The sequence below is a fragment of the Sphingomonas sandaracina genome, from assembly GCF_036663695.1.
Lineage (GTDB): Bacteria > Pseudomonadota > Alphaproteobacteria > Sphingomonadales > Sphingomonadaceae > Sphingomonas.
The window spans coordinates 1,102,004-1,120,866 of sequence record NZ_JAXOJK010000001.1; the positions used below are offsets into that span (position 1 = coordinate 1,102,004).

At 66.3% G+C, this 18,863-nt stretch carries 17 protein-coding genes; 13 read left to right on the forward strand and 4 right to left on the reverse strand.

The features are described 5' to 3' along the window. Window positions 1-62 precede the first annotated feature (62 nt). Entirely contained in the window at window positions 63-881 is an 819-nt protein-coding gene (locus U1707_RS04995; protein WP_332798948.1) for an IclR family transcriptional regulator, read from the forward strand. A gap of 42 nt (window positions 882-923) precedes the next feature. Here the strand turns inward: U1707_RS04995 and U1707_RS05000 are convergent, their stop codons facing one another. Beyond that, a complete protein-coding gene (locus tag U1707_RS05000) occupies window positions 924-2,096 on the reverse strand; it encodes an acetyltransferase domain-containing protein (protein ID WP_332798949.1) in 1,173 nt (390 codons plus the stop codon). Window positions 2,097-2,158: 62 nt separating this feature from the next. Here U1707_RS05000 and U1707_RS05005 point away from each other — a divergent pair, with 62 nt between their 5' ends. Both U1707_RS05005 and U1707_RS05010 read left to right on the forward strand, forming a co-directional pair. Next, the gene (locus U1707_RS05005; protein ID WP_332798950.1) at window positions 2,159-4,264 is read left to right on the forward strand and encodes a TonB-dependent siderophore receptor; all 2,106 of its coding nucleotides are present in this window, start codon (window positions 2,159-2,161) and stop codon (window positions 4,262-4,264) included. A 127-nt stretch (window positions 4,265-4,391) separates the two neighbouring features. Next, on the forward strand, window positions 4,392-6,422 hold the full coding sequence (locus tag U1707_RS05010; protein WP_332798951.1) for an L-dopachrome tautomerase-related protein: 2,031 nt from the start codon (window positions 4,392-4,394) through the stop codon (window positions 6,420-6,422). An 89-nt stretch (window positions 6,423-6,511) separates the two neighbouring features. On the opposite strand, the gene U1707_RS05015 is transcribed toward U1707_RS05010, so the two are convergent. Beyond that, complete coding sequence (locus U1707_RS05015; protein WP_332798952.1) at window positions 6,512-6,901, reverse strand: MerC domain-containing protein; 390 nt, start codon at window positions 6,899-6,901, stop codon at window positions 6,512-6,514. Between the two features lie 62 nt (window positions 6,902-6,963). On the opposite strand from U1707_RS05015, the gene U1707_RS05020 reads away from it, so the two are divergent. From U1707_RS05020 to U1707_RS05060, 9 genes are all read left to right on the forward strand, one after another. Beyond that, complete coding sequence (locus U1707_RS05020; RefSeq protein WP_332798953.1) at window positions 6,964-8,181, forward strand: GTP-binding protein; 1,218 nt, start codon at window positions 6,964-6,966, stop codon at window positions 8,179-8,181. Next, on the forward strand, window positions 8,181-8,822 hold the full coding sequence (locus tag U1707_RS05025) for a DUF1826 domain-containing protein (protein ID WP_332798954.1): 642 nt from the start codon (window positions 8,181-8,183) through the stop codon (window positions 8,820-8,822). The genes U1707_RS05020 and U1707_RS05025 overlap by 1 nt, the downstream gene beginning before the upstream one ends. A gap of 75 nt (window positions 8,823-8,897) precedes the next feature. Further along, on the forward strand, window positions 8,898-9,686 hold the full coding sequence (locus tag U1707_RS05030; RefSeq protein WP_332798955.1) for an acid phosphatase: 789 nt from the start codon (window positions 8,898-8,900) through the stop codon (window positions 9,684-9,686). Between the two features lie 10 nt (window positions 9,687-9,696). Beyond that, the gene (locus tag U1707_RS05035) at window positions 9,697-11,286 is read left to right on the forward strand and encodes an alkaline phosphatase D family protein (protein ID WP_332798956.1); all 1,590 of its coding nucleotides are present in this window, start codon (window positions 9,697-9,699) and stop codon (window positions 11,284-11,286) included. A gap of 167 nt (window positions 11,287-11,453) precedes the next feature. Then, window positions 11,454-12,428 (forward strand): cytochrome c oxidase subunit II, encoded by a 975-nt coding sequence (locus U1707_RS05040; RefSeq protein ID WP_332798957.1) that lies wholly within the window; start codon window positions 11,454-11,456, stop codon window positions 12,426-12,428. Beyond that, window positions 12,425-14,971: a cytochrome c oxidase subunit I gene (ctaD, locus tag U1707_RS05045; protein WP_332798958.1), complete on the forward strand. Its 2,547-nt coding sequence runs from the start codon at window positions 12,425-12,427 to the stop codon at window positions 14,969-14,971. Before U1707_RS05040 ends, ctaD begins: the two co-directional genes overlap by 4 nt. Then, window positions 14,968-15,375: a hypothetical protein gene (locus U1707_RS05050; RefSeq protein WP_332798959.1), complete on the forward strand. Its 408-nt coding sequence runs from the start codon at window positions 14,968-14,970 to the stop codon at window positions 15,373-15,375. The genes ctaD and U1707_RS05050 overlap by 4 nt, the downstream gene beginning before the upstream one ends. Beyond that, window positions 15,372-15,992: a cytochrome c oxidase assembly protein gene (locus tag U1707_RS05055; RefSeq protein WP_332798960.1), complete on the forward strand. Its 621-nt coding sequence runs from the start codon at window positions 15,372-15,374 to the stop codon at window positions 15,990-15,992. Before U1707_RS05050 ends, U1707_RS05055 begins: the two co-directional genes overlap by 4 nt. Further along, the gene (locus U1707_RS05060; RefSeq protein WP_332798961.1) at window positions 15,989-17,017 is read left to right on the forward strand and encodes a c-type cytochrome; all 1,029 of its coding nucleotides are present in this window, start codon (window positions 15,989-15,991) and stop codon (window positions 17,015-17,017) included. Before U1707_RS05055 ends, U1707_RS05060 begins: the two co-directional genes overlap by 4 nt. A 329-nt stretch (window positions 17,018-17,346) precedes the next feature. Here U1707_RS05060 and U1707_RS05065 read toward each other — a convergent pair whose 3' ends face one another. Together U1707_RS05065 and U1707_RS19005 are read right to left on the reverse strand one after the other, a co-directional pair. Continuing rightward, complete coding sequence (locus U1707_RS05065) at window positions 17,347-17,493, reverse strand: hypothetical protein (RefSeq protein WP_332798962.1); 147 nt, start codon at window positions 17,491-17,493, stop codon at window positions 17,347-17,349. Then, window positions 17,445-18,086 (reverse strand): zinc-binding dehydrogenase, encoded by a 642-nt coding sequence (locus U1707_RS19005; RefSeq protein WP_443025647.1) that lies wholly within the window; start codon window positions 18,084-18,086, stop codon window positions 17,445-17,447. The genes U1707_RS05065 and U1707_RS19005 overlap by 49 nt, the downstream gene beginning before the upstream one ends. A gap of 5 nt (window positions 18,087-18,091) precedes the next feature. Between U1707_RS19005 and U1707_RS05075 the strand changes: the two genes are divergently transcribed. Continuing rightward, window positions 18,092-18,814 carry an alternative oxidase gene (locus tag U1707_RS05075; protein ID WP_332798964.1) on the forward strand — a complete coding sequence of 241 codons (723 nt, stop codon included), beginning with the start codon at window positions 18,092-18,094 and terminating at the stop codon, window positions 18,812-18,814. Window positions 18,815-18,863: the final 49 nt, after the last annotated feature.

Consider the following 18,863-nt stretch of genomic DNA (forward strand, 5'->3'; position numbering starts at 1 on the left):
GATACCTTTCACGATGGCACGAAGCGGGCTAGGTTTTACTCTCACCACGCCGATGGAGCACCATGCCTAACCAAGATGGCGCGACCGCGCAGCGCAAGGGCAAGTATAATGCGCCTGCGCTCGACAAGGCGTTTCTCATCATCGAACTGCTCGCCGACAATCCGCAGGGGTTGCTGGCGAGCGAGATGGCCAGCGCACTCGGCCGATCGCTGGGCGAACTGTTCCGCATCGTCGTGGTGATGGAAGACGCAGGGTATCTCCAGAAGTCGCCGACGACCGATCGGTACACGGTGACCTACAAATTCCTCGATGTCGCCTATCGCGCGACGCCGGCACGCAAGCTTGTCGTCACCGCGCAGCCCGAGATGCAGCTTCTCGCCGCGGCGATCGGCCAATCCTGTCACCTCGTGGTGGTGCAGGCCGGCGAGGGCATGGTGATCGCGCGGGAGGAAAACCCGGGCGTCCGCGGCTTTGCCCTGCGGGTCGGTGCTTCGATCGACCTGGTGCGCAGCTGTTCGGGCCATGTGCTGCTCGCATTCTCCCCCGAAGAAACGACCGAACGGATGTTCAATCGCGCCGCGGCGCTCCGCAAGGAGCCGATCGGCCAGTCGGTGCTGGCCGCGCGTCTGCAACAGGTCCGCGACCAGGGTTTCGGCCTGCGCGAAAGCCCTGTCACGCGCGGCGTGACCGACATCAGCTGCCCGATCTTCGGCTTCGACGGGGAATTGCTCGCCGCACTAACGGTGCCGTTCCTCGAACTGATCGACGGATCACAGCTCGTCTCGATCGAGGATGCCGCGGCCGAACTCCGAGAGGCCGCCCAGCGGATATCCACCGCGCTCGGCTGGCAACCGCAGCGCACACCCGGCCTCGTGGCCTGACACCGGCCCGTTTCACCGTCTGTGGAGGGGAGCAAGGCATCGTCACAGATAGCGCATCCACCACGCTCCGCTCCGCCGCTTCGCCGCGGCAAAGGCGCGACAGGCGAACCAGCACGGCAGCGCGACGCAGGCCGCGATCAGCCAGAGGCCCCATACCGCCTGCACGCTGACGAGCGCGCTGCCGTCGCCCGACAGCACGCCGACGACGCGGTTCGCCGCATGCAGCACGTAGAGATGCAGCAGATAGAAGAACAACGGTGCCGACCCGAAGACCGACAGGATCGTGACCGCGCGCTTCGCACCGCACTCTAGCGCGGCGAGCAGCAGCACCCCGCATCCCACCGTCAGCAGCAGGAAATCGGCGGACGGGGGATATTTCGTGAGGTTGAGGAAGCTCATCACCGTGTGCAGCGTGTCGCCGGCCGCCTGCCAGGGATGCGGATCGCCATACAGGTTGATCGAGCGCAACGCCGTGAACAGGACAAGCGAAGCCGCGCCGCCGACGACGAGCATGCGCCGCCGACGCTCCGGATCGGCATCCCGAGCGAACCATGGCCCGATCGCATAGCCGAGCGCGATCACGCCTATCCAGGGCAATACCGGATAGGAGGTCCGCGCCCGCGCACCCCAGGGAAGCTCAATATACCCCCGTTCGTGCAGCACCGCCCATGCGACATGGCCAGGCTCCCCGGCGGGAATCGTGATGCCGTCGAGCAGGTTATGCCCGAAGATGAGCAGCAGCGCGATCACGACCAGCACCCGGCGCGGAAGGTGGACCAGTGCCGCCAGCGCGATCATCGACAGGCCGATCGCCCAGATCACCTGAAGGAAGATCGTGTCCGGGGTCGGATCGAACGTCCAGGCGAAGTTGACGACCGTCCATTCCAGCGCGACCAGGAACAGTCCGCGCTTCAGCAGGAAGCCCGACGCGGCATGCGCACCGCCCTTGCTCGCCCCGTATAGCCATGCGGCAAGCCCGGTCAGCAAGACGAAGACGGGCGCACAGAAATGCGCCGCCAACCGCGAGCCAAACAACGCGGGCGAGGTCGTCGTGATATCCATCGGATCGCCGACCTGATGATCCATATAGAAGAATTCACGGGTATGATCGACCAGCATCAGCAGGATCACGATCCCCCGCAGCGCATCGATCGAACCGATGCGGCCGACCGAGGATCGACCGATGGATGAGGAGCGCGCTTCGGCGCGGGTCACGCTTGACAGAGTAGAGTGCATAGGAAAGGGGCATGTTACATCATCACATAAAGGGCAACCCCTTGCGCATATCGATCCTCGCCGCAGCGCTTTCCTCGGCTGCCTTCGCCCTTCCCGTCGCCGCGCAGGATGCCGACCCGATCGTCGCGGACGCGCCTGATACGGCAGACGGGGCGGAGGCGGACCGCATGGACGACGAGGTCGTGGTGCTGGGCACGCGCGCCGTCCGGGCCGACCGGACGCTATCCTCCGACCGGGCGACCGAACGCATGTCGCAGTCGAGCCGATCGATCGAACGCGACCTGCTGACCGCCGCCGGGACGTATCGCCTGTCGGACGCGCTCGAACTCGTCAGCGGGGTCAGCAACCAGAACAACCGCGGCGGCTTCCTCGACAATTTCGCGATCCGCGGCTTTCTCGGCACGCCGGATGGCGGGGCGGAATATTATGTCGACGGGTTCCTCGCCAATCGCGGCATGGGCCCACCCCGCGACCCGGCGACCGTCGAGCGTATCGAACTGCTCAAGGGGCCGTCGGGTGCGCTGTTCGGCGACATCGATCCAGGCGGACGCGTCAACATTGTCAGCAAGACTCCGCAATTCACCCCGCGTGCGCAGGGTGCGCTCACCTATGGATCGTTCGATACCCGGCGTGTCGAAGCCGACGTGACGGGACCGCTGTCGCGCACGCTGGCCGCGCGGATCGTCGTCGCTGTGGAAGACAGCGACGGCTGGCGGGACTTCGTGACCCTTCACCGTACCGTCGTGGCGCCCTCCCTCACCTGGGCGCCGGCCGCCGATGTGCGGATCACCTATATCGGCGAGTTCACGGCGTTCGACGCGCCGTTCGACCGGGGCATTCCGGCGATCGGCGGCGACGCCAATGCCGTACCGCGCACGCGGTTCTATGGCGAGCCCAGCGACGGACTGACCCGGTTTCGCAATACGCGCCATCAGCTTACCGGGCTGTTCGGTATCGGCAACGGCTGGACGCTCAACGCCGGCGCTGCCTATCGCACCGGCACGCTCGACGGTTTTTCGTCGGACCACACCCTTTTGGTGCAGCCCGCGCAACAGGTATTGCGCCGTCAGCGCCGGGAACGCGATTATGCCGTCGACGACCTGTCGGCACGGCTCGAACTGTCCGGACGGATCGGATCGCACCAAGTCGCAATCGGGATGAAGGGCTATCTTTTGTCCTATCGCGACAAGTATCTCCGGATCAGCCCGACCGCCGCCGCACCCTATGCGATCGACGTCGCGAACCCCGTCTATGGCCAGCCGCGACCGACGCCACGCCCGTTCGTCGACAATCTCGAACGGCGTCGGGCCGGCACCGTCTACGTCCAGGATATGTGGTCAGTGACCGATCGGCTGACGGTGCTGGGCGGACTGCGTATCGATCCCTATCGCCAGCGGTTGCACAACAGGCTCACCGGATTGACCGGCATCGCCAAGGATTCGCCGGTCAACGGTCGGATCGGCGCGCGCTACAAGATCGACGACCGGATCGCGCTGCATGCCAATTGGGGCGAAAGCTTCCTGTTGAATTCGGGCACCGATCGGCGTGGCGAGGGATTCGGTCCCGAACGCGGCCATGGCTACGAAGTCGGGACGACGTTCATGGGCAACGGCGTCGATCTGGGTGTCACCTGGTTCGACATCACGAAGACCGGCATCCTGACCAACGACCCGACCGACCCCGGCTTCCTCGCCCCGGTCGGCAAGCTGACCAGCCGAGGCGTCGAACTCGACGCCTCGGTTCGTGTCGGCGCGCAGTGGCAGGTCGTCGGCAATTACGCCTGGACGCACGCTCGCACCGACGACGCGGCGTTTGCAGGCGACCGTGCGCTCAACGTGCCCGCGCATAGCGGCACGGTGTTTGCGCTCGGTCGGTTCCTCGACGCCACCGGACGCGGCCCGTCGGTCAGCGCCGGCATCGCCTATGTCGGGCGCCGTGCCGGCGCGATCGACGCCAGTGGGCTCGTGCTGCCGGCCTATGCCAAGGCGAAGGCGGCGGTCGAATATGCCGTGTCGCCGCTGATGTCGGTGCGGCTGGAGGCGGACAATCTGTTCGATGCGCACTATGCGCAGAGTTCCTACAGCCCGGTCTGGGTGTATCCGGGTGCGCCCCGGACGCTGCGCGCGACGCTGCGGCTTACACTCTGACGGTGACGAGCGGTTCGCGGGTCCGGCGGGTACGGCAATATTAGCCAAGGTTGATCAACAATTAGTGCGGAACGTTGCCGGGCATGACCGGGTTGTTCGTGTCATCCGACATTAGCGGTTCCAGCCCATGCCCCAGCTCACCACCGACTATCTCGTCATCGACTATGCCGATCACGGCACGCCGTCCGATCCCCCGGTGCTGCTCCTGCACGGCTGGCCCGACGATGCGTCGAGCTGGGACGCGGTGGTCCCGGCGCTGGTGGCGGCGGGACTGCGCGTGATCGTGCCGACGTTGCGCGGCTTCGGCGCGACCCGTTTCGTGTCCGACAGCGAACCACGCAGCGGCAACAGCGCGATCCTGGCGATCGATGCGATCGCGCTCATGGACGGGCTCAGCATCGAGCGTTTCATGGTCGCGGGCCATGACTGGGGATCGAACACCGCCGAGGCGATCGCGGTCGGCTGGCCCGATCGCGTCGATCGGCTGGCGATGCTTGCCACGCCGCCGCGGCTGGGTGGCATGCCGACGCCGCCCTTCGAACAGGCGCAGCGGCAATGGTATCACTGGTTCATGGCGACCGCGCGCGGCGCCGACGCGGTCCGTGCCGACCGCAAGGCATTTGCGCATATCCATTGGGAGAACCGGTCGCCACGAGGCTGGTTCGACGAGGCGACCTTCGAGCGCGTCGCACGGTCGTTCGAAAACCCCGATTGGGTCGACGTCACCCTCCACAGCTACCGCGCACGCTGGGACAAAGCCGAGCCCGATCCGCGGAGCCAGTGGCTCGAGAACAAGGTGAAGGCGACGCAGACGCTGTCCGCACCGACCCTCTACGTCCAGGGCGAGGTCGACGGCGTCAATCCGCCCTCCGCCACGCGACACGTGCCGAGCAAATTCACGGGGCCCTTCGCCTTCGTGACGCTCGCTGGCGTGGGCCACTTCCCGCAGCGCGAGAACCCCGACGCCGTCGCGCACCATTTGATCCGCCTCTTCACCGGCGATCCCGCCGATCTCACCGACACGACCGACCGGAGTCTTATGATGACCAAAGCCACACCCTTCCTCGCCGGTGCCGCCGCGATCGGCGTGATCGCCGCTGCCGCGATCGGCGTCGCCCACGCACAGACCGCCGCCAGCTCGCTGACGCAGGTCGCGCAGTTCGATCATCAGGTGACCGGCGTCGCGGTGACGGCGGACGGTCGCCGCTTCGTCAATTTCCCGCGCTGGACCGACGATGCGCCGATCTCGGTCGCCGAGCTGATGGCCGACGGGTCGCTGAAGGCCTATCCCGATGAGAAGTGGAACAGCTGGCGCAACGCCCGCGCCAACGAATTGCCGGTCGGCGACTATTTCGTCTGCGTTCAGTCGATCGTGCCCGACGGCCACGGCAACCTCTGGGTGCTCGACCCCGGCGCGCCCGGCAACGAGAAGATTGTCGAGGGCGCACCCAAGCTCGTCAAGATCGACCTTGCGACCAACCGCGTGACCAAGGTGATCCAGGTGCCGCTCGACGTCGCGTTGCAGGGTACGTACCTGAACGACATCCGCTTTTCGCCCGATGGCAAGACCGGCTACATCACCGACAGCGGCACGCGCGGTGCGATCATCGTCATCGATCTGGAGAGCGGCAAGGGCTTCCGCGCACTCGACGGGCACGGCTCGACGCAGATCGACAAGAGCGTGAAGGTCACCACCGACGGCAAGCCGCTCGTGCGTCCGGACGGCCGCCAGCCCGCCTTCGCCGCCGACGGGATCGCGATCTCGAACGACGGCAAGACGCTGTATTATCAGGCGCTGACCGGCAAGACGTTATACTCGATCGACACCGCCCTCTTGCGCCCGATTGTCAGCGAAGCGGATCGCGCAGCGGGCGTGAAGACGGTCGCGCAGACGCATGTCGCCGATGGTCTCTGGATGAGCAAGGCGGGCATTCTCTACATCACCTCGCCAACGACCGACGGCATCTCGCGTCTCGTCGGCAACCGCACCGAGACGGTGCTGACCGACAAGCGCCTGCGCTGGCCCGATACGTTTTCGGAAGCCGCCGACGGTCGCATCTACGTGACGGCAAGCCACATCCAGGACACCAACTGGTTCAAGCCCGGCGCACCGGCGTCGATCAAGACGCAGCTCTTCTCGTTCTTGCCGCCGAGGTAAGGACGTACATTCCCATCTGCGCCACAGCTCTTTCGTCTGAATGAACGACGAGCGGTGCCTAGCCTGCCGACCAACCCGCAGGGCGGCGTTCAGGCACAGCAACTGTGGCGCAGACGCAGGTTAGCGATGTGGGCGATCGCCACCAGAATGCCCCCGGCCACGGTGACGCCGATCTCGACATCGCCTTCCGGAATCGCAAACGCGCCGAGCGTCATGAGACCCAGTCCGGCGGCACCGATCAATAGCGGCCACGATACGGCGTGACGCGAACGCCCGCCGAGCAACGCGATCGCCGCCGTCGGTACTGCGAACACCAACACCCAGATGTGGAAGCTTGCGGGGACGACGACGACGGCGGCTACCGCCGGGACCGCTGCCAGAATCAGCGGCAGCACAAGGCAGTGCACCATACACACCGCCGACCCCGCCATTGCGGCTCTGTCCAGCCAGTCCATCCGCTGCGTCTGCATATTTCTCATCTTGCAACCTCGATCATCTCCGCTTTAATGGTACGTTATATCATTCGTTGCAAGGTCGAGTCATGACTGAAGGTACGAAGCTATTGCCCGTGACGGTCCTCTCTGGATTTCTCGGCGCAGGCAAAACGACGCTTCTCAACCACATCCTCGCCAACCGGGAAGGCCGGCGGGTGGCGGTGATCGTCAACGACATGTCCGAGGTCAACATCGACGCCGACCTCGTGCGCAGCGTCGACACCGCCCTTTCGCGAGGCGAGGACACGCTGGTCGAGATGACCAATGGCTGCATCTGCTGCACGCTTCGCGAGGACCTGCTCGTCGAGGTGCGGGCGCTGGCCGATGCCGGGCGGTTCGACTGCCTGGTCATCGAGAGCACCGGTATCTCGGAGCCCCTGCCCGTCGCCGCCACGTTCTCGTTCGAGGACGAACAGGGCGACAGCCTGTCGGATGTCGCGCGGCTCGACACGATGGTGACGGTGGTGGATGCCGCAAATCTGCTGCGCGACTATGCGAGCACCGACTTTCTCGCCGACCGGGGCGAGGTGCTCGGCGACGACGATCGGCGCAGCCTCGTCGGGTTGCTGGTCGAGCAGATCGAGTTCGCGGACGTGATCGTCATCACCAAGGGCGATCTGGTCGATGCAGCGCAGATGGCGACCGTGCGCAAACTGGTGGCATCGCTCAACGCCGATGCCCGCATCGTCGAGGCGCAGCACGGACGCGTACCGCTCGATACCGTGATCGAGACCGGGCTGTTCGACGACGAGAAGGCGGAATTGCACCCGCTCTGGGCCAAGGAACTGTTCGGCTACGCCGATCACCGGCCCGAGAGCGAGGAATACGGCGTCGAAAGCTTCGTCTACCGCGCACGCGCGCCGTTCGATCCCGTCAAATTCCACGACTTTGCACGCGGCCGCTGGCCGGGCGTGGTGCGCGCCAAGGGGCATTTCTGGCTCGCCACCCGCCCGGACTCGTGCGGGGAACTGGCGCAGGCGGGTGCGCAGACGACTACGCAGGCGCTGGGGCGCTGGTGGGCCTGCGTACCGGACCACCAGCGACCGCGCGGCGAGGCCTGGGACCGGATGGTCGCCGCGAAATGGTCGCCGATCTGGGGCGACCGGCGGCAGGAACTGGTCTTCATCGGCATCGACATGGACGAGGCGGAGGTCAGGCGGCGTCTCGATGCCTGCCTCGTCCCCGCAGCGGCGTTCACGCCGCGGCTGTGGGAGAAGCTACCCGATCCGTTCCCGGCCTGGGGCGTCGTGCGGGAGACCGCCTGATGGCCGACCTGTCGGTGCTTTCCCCCACCCGCTCGCACGTCCACCGGTCGCAGACCATCGATGCCTTGGCTACGATCCTCGACCCGGCCGTGACGCTCGTGATCTGGGAGCGATCGTCGGCGGTGCCGGTCGGGTCGCTCGCCGGCTTCGACACGATCCAGATGACGACCGCGATCGATCGCGCGGGTGAGGCGCTGACCACCGCGTTAGCGCAGCATCCCCCGGCCGCCTGGCATGCGGCGATTGCGGCAGACATCGCGACGCTCGCCGCCGCCTTCGCCGCGATCATGGGCCTGTCGCACGTCGTGATCCGGCTGGAGCGCGTGATCGGCGATGCGTGCAAGCGCTGGCATGCCGACTACGTCTCCGTGCGCCTGATCTGTACCTATCGCGGATCGGGAACGCAGTGGATCGAACGGTCGGTCGCGCCCCCGGACGCGCCAGCGGTCGAAACCCGGCGATCGCTCGACACCGGCGCGGTCGGCCTGTTCAAGGGACGGGTGCTCGCCGGCGATCAGGCGATCGTCCACCGCTCGCCGCCGATCGAAGGCACCGGCGAGGAGCGGCTATTGCTCGTGCTCGACTGCCCGCCCCCCGCAGACACTGCCGCTCTGTGGGAACAGGCAATGCAACGTGGCTGACATATTCGCGGTCCATCAGCGTCGTCCCATCGGCGGGCGCAAACCCATGTTCCAACACATCAGGATACTCTTCCCATGACGCGTTTGCCGCTTTTCATCGCCGTCACGCTGGCCAGCCTCGGCGCGGTTGCCGGAGCGCAGCAGGCGCTCGGGCCGGCCGGGTATCTCAAGCCGGGGGCGTTCGACGTGTTGGCCGTCCTGCCGCCGGCCCCGAAGCCGACCGACCCCCGCGGGCTGGCCGACCGCGCGATCTTCAAGGCGACGCGCGCGCTGCAGGGCAGTCCGCGCTGGGCGATGGCGACCAACGACGTGAAGCTGTCGCCCGCCGACCTGTTCCGCGACTTCAGTTGCGCCATGGGAATTGCGCTGACGCCCGAGACCGCACCGCGGACTGCCGCGCTGATCCGCCGCGCCGCGTTCGACACCACGCGCCAGACCGGCATCGCCAAGACATTCTACAAGCGGCAGCGACCGTTCCTGATCGACCGGGGACCGATCTGCCAGCCCGCAGCCGAGGTGGCGGACAGCTACGACTATCCGTCGGGGCATACGACGGCCGGCTGGACGATGGCGACATTGCTGGCGGAGATCTCGCCCGATCACGCCACCGCCCTGCTCGCGCGCGGCCGGGCATTCGGCGAAAGCCGGGTCGTGTGCGGCGTCCACAATGCCAGCGCCGTCGAAGCCGGGCGACTGTCGGCCTCTTCGACGCTCACTGCCATGCAGGGCGACCCCGCCTTCACCGCCGATCTCGCCGCAGCCAGACAGGAAATCGCGGCGCTCCGACGCAATGTCGGGGCGGCGAAACCCGACGCGGCGCTCTGCACCCGTGAGGCAGCGCTCGTCGCGCAGCCTCTCTATTAATGAGACATCTATGAGTGACACGACCGGCATGACCGACACGACCGGCTCGCGCCTGCTTCTCGATCGTCGCACCGTGATCGGTGCCGCCGCGGCGCTGATCGGCGCGCCCGCGGTCCTGCGCGCGCAACAGCTGTTCGCCGCCTACCCGTTTCGGCTCGGCATCGCGGCCGGCGATCCGGCCGCGGACGGCTTCGTCATCTGGACTAGGCTCGCGCCCGATCCGCTGGCCGAGCATGGCGGCATGCCGATGCAGCCGGTCGAGGTCGACTGGCAGGTCGCGACCGATCCGCGCTTCGCGACGCCGGTCGCCGGGGGTAAGGCGCTGGCACGTCCCGAACTTGCCCATTCCGTGCATGTCGAGGTCGCCGGCCTGCTGCCCGATCGGCCCTATTGGTACCGCTTCACGGTCGGTAGCGAGCGTTCGCCCACGGGATGTGCGCGGACGTTGCCGCGCGCCGGCGCACCGCTGGACCGGCTTCGCTTTGCGGTCGCCGGCTGCCAGAATTACGAGGACGGGCTGTATACCGCCTATCGCCACCTCGCGGCGGACGATCCGGCGTTCGTCTTCCACTATGGCGACTATATCTACGAGGGCAGGAGCGCGCCGATGCCGGTGGGCTATGACGGCAAGCCACGCCGCTCCGTCCGCGACCATGCCGGGCAGAAGCTGTTCGACCTCGCCGACTATCGCCGCCGCTATGCCCAGTACAAGACCGACCCGGACCTTCAGGCCGCGCATGCCGCCGCGGCGTGGTTCGTGACGTTCGACGATCACGAGATCGAGAACAATTGGGTCGGCGCGATCGACCAGGAGAATGATCCACCCGAAGTGTTCGCGCTGCGCCGAGCTGCGGCGTTCCAGGCCTATTACGAGCATATGCCGCTACGCCGCTCGGCGTTTCCGGGGCCCGCCGGCATGCAGATCTATCGTCGCGCGACGATCGGCAATCTGCTCGACCTGCACCTGCTCGACACCCGGCAGTTCCGCACCGACCAGCCCTGCGACGACGGCTTCAAGACACCGTGCGCAGGGGTCGCCGATCCGGCGGCGCAGGTCATGGGACGCGCGCAGGAGGCATGGCTCGCCACTGCCCTGAAGCAGAAAAAGGCGCGGTGGAACGCGCTGGCGCAACAGGTCATGATGATGCCGCTCGACCGGCGTACCGGCGACGAGCCAGCATCGATCCGCAACATGGACAGCTGGGGCGGATACGACGCGCCGCGCGAACGCGTGCTGAAGATGTTCGAGGGCCTCGGCAACACGGTCGTCCTGACCGGTGACGAGCATCAGAATTATGCGGGCGTCCTGCGTACTGACGGCGGCCAAGGCGATGCCGTCGCCGTCGAGTTCGTCGGCACGTCGATCAGTTCGGGCGGCAACGGCGCGGATCGCCGGGTCGGCGAAGACCGCATCCGCGCGCGCAACCCGTTCCTCGCCTGGACCAATGACCGGCGGGGCTACCTGCTGTGCGATGTCGACGCCGAACACTGGAAGACAGAGTTTCGCACCGTCGATACCGTCACGCGTCCCGATGCCCCGATCGCTACCTCAGGCACGGCCACGATCGAACACGGCCGCCCCGCCGTGACGGTGACCTGATCGCAACGCCGGGATGGGGGTGATCGCGGTACCGGTCGCGAGTTTTAACGGCTGTTCGTCAGTCGTTTACGCACCTCTTTGAACCGCTTGCATGACGTTTCTGTCATTTTCCGGTTTACGCCGCCCCGCGCCTGCGTCTAGAACGCCGCTTCAAATAGGGCGGCAACATGATGATACGGAAGGCTATTTTTCTTTCCGTGGGCGCGTGCCTGCCGTTGTTGGCGGCATGCAACCAGCACCAGTCGACGCTCGCGCCGTTCGGCGAGGAAGCGGACAAGGTCCGGTCGATCGCGATCGTGCTGGTGGTCGGTTCGGTCATCCTCGCCGCCGGTCTCGCGCTGCTCATGCGTCACGCGATGCGCGCGCCCGAGGGTCGGCTGACGCACAAGGGCGGCATGAAGCTGGTGCTGTGGCTCGGCGGCATCGGCCCTACGATAATCCTGCTCGCGCTGTTGCTCTACGCCCTGCCCGCGATGCGGCCACGCGAAGTCGCCAACAGCGACCTGCGGATCGGCGTCGAGGGCGAGCAATTCTGGTGGCGCGTCCGCTATGCCCCGCCGGGGGGCGCGGTGGTCGAAACCGCGAACGAACTCCGCCTGCCGGTCGGTCGCACCGTCGCGCTGTCGCTCCGCAGTCCCGACGTCATCCACAGCTTCTGGGTGCCCGGACTGGCCGGCAAGATGGACATGATCCCCGGCCGCACCAACCGCCTCGTCGTCCGCGCGACCAAGGCGGGCACCTATCGCGGCGTTTGTGCTGAGTTCTGTGGGCTCGGCCACGCGCTGATGGCGTTCGACGTGATTGCAATGGAGCCTGCCGCGTTCGAGCGCTGGCTGGCCGAGCAGCGTAAGCCGGCCGTCCTCACCGCATCACCCGGCGCGCGCCTGTTCGCGAGCTACGGATGTAGCGGATGCCATACCGTCCGCGGCGTCGGCCCGGTGGCGAAGATCGGCCCCGACCTGACCCACTTCGGATCGCGCCCGACGCTTGCCGCGGGTGTCCTGCCGATGACCCAAGCCAACATAGCCGGGTTCGTCCGTAAGCCAGGCGCGACCAAGCCCGGCGTGCGCATGCCCGCCTTCCCGCAGATGTCGGCCGCCGAAGCCGACCAGATCGCCAGCTACCTCCAGGGGCTCAAATGACCACCGAGAGCACCCAGTATATCGCGCCGGACCAGAACGATCCTGCCGTCCGCAAGGGCCAGGAGGATCGCCTGCGCGCAGTGTGGAAACCGCCCTCGGGCTGGTTCTTCCGCTGGACCGACGTCAACAACAACCGCATCGGTGTGTGGTACACGCTGACCGCGTTCGGCTTCATGCTGTTCGCCGGCGTGCTCGCGCTCATCATGCGGACGCAGCTCGCGGTGCCGAACAACGATCTCGTCACCGCGAACACGTTCAACCAGCTGTTCACGCTGCACGGCTCGATGATGATGTTCCTGTTCGCGGTGCCGATGTTCGAGGCGGTGTCGATCATCCTGTTGCCGCAGCTGCTGGGCGCGCGCGACCTGCCGTTTCCGCGGCTGTCGGGATTCGGCTATTGGAGCTTCCTGATCGGCGGCGTGTTCGTGTCGGGGTCGATCTTCTTCGACGCGGCGCCCGACGGCGGCTGGTTCATGTACCCGCCGCTGACGACGCGCACCGATCTTAGCGGGCTCGGCGCGGACATCTGGATGCTCGGCCTCAGCTTCATCGAGGTGTCGTCGGTCGCCGCCGCGGTCGAGCTGATCGTCGGCGTGCTGAAATGCCGCCCGCCCGGCATGCGCCTCAACCTCATGCCGCTCTACGCCTGGTACATCCTGGTCGTCGCGGTGATGATCCTGTTCGCGTTCCCGCCGCTGATCGCCGGCGACGTGCTGTTCGAGATGGAGCGGCTGCTCAACTGGCCGTTCTTCAACGCGGAGAAGGGCGGCGACCCGCTGTTGTGGCAGCATCTGTTCTGGATCTTCGGCCATCCGGAAGTCTACATCGTCTTTCTGCCGTCGATCGCGCTGTTCGCTATGCTGATCCCGACGTTCGCGCAGCGACATCTGCTCGGCTATCCGTGGATCGTGCTGGCGGCGGTCGGCACCGCGTTCCTGAGCTTCGGGCTGTGGGTCCACCACATGTTCACGACCGGGCTGCCCAAGATCAGCCTCGCCTTCTTCGCGGCTGCATCGGAAGCGGTGGCGATCCCGACCGGCGTGCAGATCTTCGTCTTCATCGCGACGCTCTGGGCGGGCAACGTCAAGAAATCGACGCCGTTGCTGTACGCGACGGGGAGCTTGGCCGTGTTCGTGATCGGCGGCCTGACCGGCGTGATGGTCGCGGTCGCCCCGTTCGACTGGCAGGCGCACGACACCTATTTCATCGTCGCGCATCTCCACTACGTGCTGATCGGCGGCACGCTGCTGCCGCTGTTCGCCGGGCTGTATTATTACTGGCCGCTGGTGACGGGGAAGAAACTGTCGGACAGGCTTGGGCGGATCGCGTTCTGGATCATGTTCGTGGGCATGAACCTGACCTTCTTCCCGATGCATCTGTCCGGCCTGCTCGGCATGCCGCGCCGCGTGTTCACCTATCCGGAAGAGCTCGGAATCGGCGGGCTCAACCTCGCCTCGACCGCGGGCTCATATCTGTTCGCGCTAGGCGTGCTGATCGTCTGCATCGATCTCGCGCTGTCGCCGCGTCGCCCGAAGGCACCGCGCAATCCGTGGAACGCCGGCACGCTGGAGTGGCTCGCGCATCCGGACGATGAGGATTGGGGTATCCGCTCGGTGCCGCTGATCGAGAGCCGCTATCCGATCTGGGACCAGAAGAACTTCGTCCAGAAGGTCGACGAGGGCCGCTTCTTCCTACCCGACGCGGAGGAGATGCGGCGCGAGTCGATCATCACCACCGTGCTCGATGCGCGGCCGGTGCAGGTGATCCGCCTCGGCACGCCGAGCGTGAAGCCGATGATGACCGCGGTCGCACTCGCGGGCGTGTTCATCCTGACGACCTATCACCTCTATCTCCTGTCGGCGTTGAGCGGCGTCGCGACGCTAGCCTGCGTCCTGTGGTGGCTGTGGACCGGGACGGCCGAGATCCCCGAAAAGCCGACCAAGCATATCGGCCACGGCATCGAGGTGCCGCTCTACACCTCCGGGCCATCTGCGCCGGGCTGGTGGGCAATGTTCATCACGATGATGGCCGACGCGACCGCGTTCTCGGGACTCGTCTTTGGCTATTTCTTCTTCTGGACGATCCACAACGATTTTCCGCCGAGCGGAGTCGGGCTGAACGGGCCGGGTGTGTTCTGGCCGATGGTCGCGCTCGCACTGACGCTCGCCGGCTGGGCCGCGACCGTCGGCGCGCGCGAAGTGCATCGGCGTGGCAATGTCGGCGCGGGTCGTGCGCTGCTGGTGTTCGGGATCGTCGCGACACTGGCGAGCCTGTTCGCCGGGCTTGCCGGGCCTTGGTATTCGGGGCTCGATCCCGAACTCCACGTCTATCCCGCGATAGTCTGGACGCTGGCGATCTGGACCGCGGTGCACGCCGCGATCGGGGTCATCATGCAGGCCTACACGCTCGCCCGCAGCCTCGCGGGGAAGATGACGCCGGTCTATGACGCGGACCTGCGCAACATCACCGTGTACCACCATTTCCTCGCGCTGACCGGGATCGTGACGTTCTGCACGATCGGCCTGTTCCCGGGGGTCGCATGACGGACAAACTCGAGCGGCGGCGGTTCGGCCATTGGGCACGCGACCTGAAAGTGACGCTGTGGACGCTGATCGTCCCGCCGACGATCTGGGCCGCTCATTTCCTGTTCTGTTACCTCTGGGTCGCAGTGACGTGCGCGAAGTCGTCGACGCCGGGAAGGGCATTGACCGGTTTCCCGCTGGCGACGCTGATCGCGACGATCGTGGCACTGCTCGGGATCGCCGCGGCCGGCTATATCGCGCGCGTCCAGTCCGAAACGCCAGGCGATCCGGCACCGCACGAACAGGGCACCGCGATCGACCGCCTCCGGTTCCTCGCACTGTCGACGCGCCTGCTCGCTGCGCTCAGCTTCGTGGCGGTGATCTTCACCGCGCTGCCGGTGATCATCTTCGGCGATTGCCGATGAGACGGACGAGCCTCGCGCTGGGCGCCGCGCTGGTACCGCTCGGCTGGGCGTTCGCCGCCGCGCCGCTCGGCATGGTCGGGCATATGGCGGGCCACATGATCGCGGTCGCGGTCGCCGCCCCGTTCCTCGCCTACGGTATCGCGGGCAGCCGCTTCGACCCTGCCGAGCGTTGGCCAGCGGTCGTGACGCCGCTGGCGATGTCGCTCGTCGAACTCGTCGTCGTATGGCTCTGGCACCTCCCCGCGCTTCGGCTCCGCGTCGACATGCAGCCGATGGCGTTGCTGATCGAACAGGCGAGCTTCCTCATCGCCGGCGTCCTCCTGTGGAGCGCCGTGCTCGGCACGCGCACTGGCGGCGCGACCGACCGCCGCGCGTCCGGCGTCGCCGCGATGCTCCTCACGTCGATGCATATGACCCTGCTCGGCGCGCTGATCGGCCTTGCCCCGAGGCCGCTCTACGCAATGATGACGATGCATTCCGCGATCCACGGCCTCGACGCACTCGAAGACCAGCAACTCGGCGGCGTCATCATGCTGATGGTCGGCGTGGCAAGCTATTTCATCGGCGGGCTCGCGATGCTCGGCGGATTGTTGAAGACACGGAGCGCGACGGCATGACGATCCGGATTACCTGGGCGCGCGCCGCCGCCGCCATCGTCGCGCTTGCGCTGGCGGGGCTGTTGTTCGCGTGGTCGGGCGTGTTCAACATCGCCGCCTCGTCGGGCCATTGGAAGATCACCGACTGGTTCCTCCACTGGACGATGCGCAACTCGGTCCGCACGCACGCCGCGTTCACCGCCCCCGACGATCCCAAGGCGAACGCAGGCCTCGTCAGCGCCGCCGGCCTGTTCAAGGCAAGCTGCGCCTCGTGCCACGGCGCCCCCGGCGTCCGTCCGCTTCCCGTGATGCAGGCCGCCACGCCCCCCGCCCCGAACCTGTCGATCAACGCACGTGAGTGGACCGACAAGCAGATCTTCTGGATCCTCAAGCACGGCGTCAAATATACCGGCATGCCCGGCTGGGCGGCGAAGGACCGCGACGACGAAGTCCGCCGCATGGTCGCCTTCGTGCGCCTGCTGCCCGAGATGTCGCCCGCGACCTATCGCTCGCTGACCGAAGTTCCGGGTGTCACCGATGCGAAGATCGCTACCTGCGCTGGCTGCCACGGCGCAGACGGCCGAGGCCGCGGCCAGCCTGATATCCCGGTGCTCGGCGGCCAGAGCCCTGCGTATCTCCGCGCCGCGCTGGAAGCCTATGCGACGGACAAGCGCAAGAGCGCGGTCATGGCAAACGCCGCCGCGACGCTCACGCCAGAGGAAATGACGCGCCTTGCCGATCACTTCGCAGCTATGCCGGGGATCGGTCGCACGAACCCGTCGGGCTCAACCGCAGCTGCCAGGATCGACCGCGAAGGCCTCCCGAAAGTCCAACTCCCTGCCTGCGCGAGCTGCCATGCCCCCGGCAAGCCCTATCCGGTCCTGGCAGGCCAGCGCGCCAGCTTCATCGCCCAACGTCTGCGCAACTGGCGCGGTGACGAGACGGTGGTCGACGCCCGCAAATCGCAGTCGACGATGCCAGTAATCGCACGCCGCATCCCCGAAGACATGATCGACCCGCTCGCACACTATATGGCAGGTCGCTGACGGACTAGGTCCATGCCGTCGCCCGCAACGTAGCAACCAAACATATCGATCGCCGCGTCGTAACGCAGTAAATGCCGATGGCAGCCTGAAGCCTTAAACGTCTATGACGTTCGACGAACGTCCCCTTCCGAGGTCCGCCAGCGGTGCGGTCGGCATAGCTGGTGTGACGTCACGTCTCGAAACACGTCTGCGCCGCGGCCAGCTTCACCTCGACGTCGCCGTCGGAAAGGTCGGCGGATTCTCGATAAGCGTGCCGTCGAACGGGTTCAGGCTTTGACAGGTCATGGTGTCGATCCTTTCGGAATCCAAATTGTGTGTAACGGCGACAATCAGGCTTCGATTATGACCTCGAGCGCGCGCGTTGCCGCCGCGTTGCCGCAGGCCTCGTACCCCTCGGTCATCTGGTCGAACTTGGAGCGGTGGGCGATCAGCGAAGTCGGATCGATCTTCTTCGATCCCACGATCTTGCGCAGCATGAGCGTGCTCGAGGTATCGCCAGCCGCGTCGTGATCGCGATGTTGCGATCCCAGAGCGTCTCTAGATACAGCGTCACCGGCTCGCCGTGGAAGCCATTGGCGATTACGCCGCCGGGGGCGACGATCTGCTCGCACATCTCGAACGTCGCCGGCACGCCGACCGCCTCGAGCGCGGTGGCGACGCCGCTATTGCTGGTCATCGCCAGTATTTGCGCGACCGCCGTACCATCGGTACTGTTAATCATGGCGGTCGCGCCGAAGCGCTTGGCGACCTCCAGGCTACTGTCGTCGCGATCGAGACCAAGGCGATCCGGATCTGCGCGGCCATCGAAACTCGCAGCGAAGCGATCCAGACGCGGCCTTTGCTTGGCGCTAATCTCGAATAAGCGGGCCGGATCCGCATCACCAACATGACGCCGGGCAGCACATACAGGTCCATCCCGATGCGGCTGGCCTGCTACGTGGTTTCCGATCCTGCCGGCCACACCGATTGATCGGTAGGGCTTTTGACGACAGGAATATCCGCCGGAATTCTCGCGGACCTTATCTGCGTAGCTCGTCCGGTTGGCGGGTATCTCTGCCATCAAGGACATACGCCATGGTCAACTCCGTCCTCACCCCCGACGCGCGTGCGCTCGAAGACGAGCGGGTCGCGGAGCCGGTCGTGCATCACCAGCCGCACGGCTTTTCGGACCGTTTTGCGCTTGGCTTCACGAAGATGCTACGCTTCAGCGCGGACACCTTCTTCGCCAAGCGCTACGGCCACCGCGCCATCGTGCTCGAGACCGTGGCGGCCGTGCCCGGCATGGTCGGCGCGATGTTCACGCACCTGACCTGCCTGCGCCGGATGCGTGACGACGAAGGCTGGATCCGCACGCTGATGGAAGAGGCCGAGAACGAGCGGATGCATCTGATGACGTTCATCGAGATCGCCAAGCCGACCTGGTTCGAGCGCATGGTGATCCTGGGCGTTCAGGGCGTCTTCCTCGTCGCGTTCTCGATCCTCTATCTGCTATCGTCGCGCACGGCGCACCGCGTCGTCGGCTATTTCGAGGAAGAGGCCGTCACCAGCTACACGCTGTACCTCCAGGAAATCGACGAAGGCCGCTCACCCAACGTGCCGGCACCCGCGATCGCGAAACATTACTGGCAGATGGCCGACAATGCGACGTTGCGCGATGTCGTGCTCGTCGTCCGCGCGGATGAAGCGCATCACCGTGACGTCAATCACGGCTTCGCCAGCAGCCTGAGCGGCACTACCGAAGTCCGCGAGATCGCCCCCTACCCGGTCCATGCCATCGAGCTGCGCGAGGCCGCATGACCTTGTCTGCCGCCTGACTGCGATACCGCAGTCGGGCGGTTGGGGAGAC

Coding starts and splice junctions, on each gene's coding strand:
- U1707_RS05055 (WP_332798960.1), top strand. CDS start 15,372: ATGAGACGGACGAGCCTCGCGCTGGGCGCCGCGCTGGTACCGCTCGGC.
- U1707_RS05030 (WP_332798955.1), top strand. CDS start 8,898: ATGACGCGTTTGCCGCTTTTCATCGCCGTCACGCTGGCCAGCCTCGGC.
- U1707_RS05035 (WP_332798956.1), top strand. CDS start 9,697: ATGAGTGACACGACCGGCATGACCGACACGACCGGCTCGCGCCTGCTT.
- U1707_RS05025 (WP_332798954.1), top strand. CDS start 8,181: ATGGCCGACCTGTCGGTGCTTTCCCCCACCCGCTCGCACGTCCACCGG.
- U1707_RS05020 (WP_332798953.1), top strand. CDS start 6,964: ATGACTGAAGGTACGAAGCTATTGCCCGTGACGGTCCTCTCTGGATTT.
- ctaD (WP_332798958.1), top strand. CDS start 12,425: ATGACCACCGAGAGCACCCAGTATATCGCGCCGGACCAGAACGATCCT.
- U1707_RS05065 (WP_332798962.1), bottom strand. CDS start 17,493: ATGCTGCGCAAGATCGTGGGATCGAAGAAGATCGATCCGACTTCGCTG.
- U1707_RS05050 (WP_332798959.1), top strand. CDS start 14,968: ATGACGGACAAACTCGAGCGGCGGCGGTTCGGCCATTGGGCACGCGAC.
- U1707_RS05075 (WP_332798964.1), top strand. CDS start 18,092: ATGGTCAACTCCGTCCTCACCCCCGACGCGCGTGCGCTCGAAGACGAG.
- U1707_RS05010 (WP_332798951.1), top strand. CDS start 4,392: ATGCCCCAGCTCACCACCGACTATCTCGTCATCGACTATGCCGATCAC.
- U1707_RS05060 (WP_332798961.1), top strand. CDS start 15,989: ATGACGATCCGGATTACCTGGGCGCGCGCCGCCGCCGCCATCGTCGCG.
- U1707_RS04995 (WP_332798948.1), top strand. CDS start 63: ATGCCTAACCAAGATGGCGCGACCGCGCAGCGCAAGGGCAAGTATAAT.
- U1707_RS19005 (WP_443025647.1), bottom strand. CDS start 18,086: ATGTCCTTGATGGCAGAGATACCCGCCAACCGGACGAGCTACGCAGAT.
- U1707_RS05040 (WP_332798957.1), top strand. CDS start 11,454: ATGATGATACGGAAGGCTATTTTTCTTTCCGTGGGCGCGTGCCTGCCG.
- U1707_RS05015 (WP_332798952.1), bottom strand. CDS start 6,901: ATGAGAAATATGCAGACGCAGCGGATGGACTGGCTGGACAGAGCCGCA.